The organism is Streptosporangium sp. LJ11 (assembly GCF_051918945.1).
Taxonomy (GTDB): domain Bacteria; phylum Actinomycetota; class Actinomycetes; order Streptosporangiales; family Streptosporangiaceae; genus Streptosporangium.
Genome location: NZ_JBPXMB010000097.1, coordinates 1 through 1048 on the forward strand (window position 1 = coordinate 1; position 1048 = coordinate 1048).

Genomic DNA, 1048 nt, shown 5'->3' on the forward strand with positions numbered 1-1048 from the left:
GCTGGTGCTGGAAGGCGTAGGTGGGCAGATCCACCCGGCGAGGCCCGGCCGGGGCGATGGCCCGCTCCCAGTCCACCTCTCCACCGCGTACCCACACCTCGGCCGCGCTCGTCCACAACCGGCGCACCCCGCCGTCATCACGCCGCAACGTGCCCACCACCACGCAGGCATCCGCGAGCCCGGCCGCCTCCACACTCTCCAGCACCCCGATCCGCAACACCGGATGCGCACTGCACTCCACGAAGAACCGGAACCCCTCGCCCGCCAGCACCTCCACCGCCGGACCGAACCCCACCGTCTCACGCAGATTCTCATACCAGTACGCGCCACCGGCCTCCACACCCTCCAGCCAGCACCCCCGCACCGTCGAATACCACGGAGTACGCCCGATACGCGGCGCCACCGGCGCCAACAGGGTGGCCAGCTCACCCTCGATCGCGGCCACATACGCCGAATGCGAGGCGTAATCCACCTCGATCCGCTTGGCCCGCACCCCCGCCAGCTCATACTCGGCCAGCAACCCGTCCAGCGCGTCCACATCACCGGAGATCACCGTCGAGGCCGGGCCGTTGACCGCCGCCACCGACACCCGGCCGTCCAACCCCGCCAGCCGCTCGGCCACCTGCGCCGACGGCAGCGGAACCGACACCATCCCACCCTGACCCGCCAGCGCCACGATCGCCCGGCTACGCAACGCCACCACCCGCGCACCATCCTCCAAGGACAGCGCACCGGCCACCACCGCAGCCGCGATCTCACCCTGCGAATGGCCCACCACCGCCGCCGGCTCCACCCCCACCGACCGCCACACCTGCGCGAGCGAGACCATCATCGCCCACAACACCGGCTGGACCACATCCACCCGGTCAAAGCCCGGCTGGCCCTCCTCGGCCCGCAACACCCCGGTCAGCGACCAGTCCACGAACTCCGACAGCGCCACCTCGCACTCCGCCATCCGCGCCGCGAACACCGCCGACGACTCCAGCAGCTCAACCCCCATCCCCAGCCACTGCGACCCCTGACCGGGAAAGACGAACACCGTCTTACC

At 70.9% G+C, this 1048-nt stretch carries 1 protein-coding gene; it reads right to left on the reverse strand.

Going from position 1 to position 1048, the window contains the following annotated elements:
• On the reverse strand, window positions 1-1048 hold a 1048-nt coding region (locus ACTOQ3_RS43545), incomplete at both ends, for an acyltransferase domain-containing protein (RefSeq protein ID WP_440089935.1).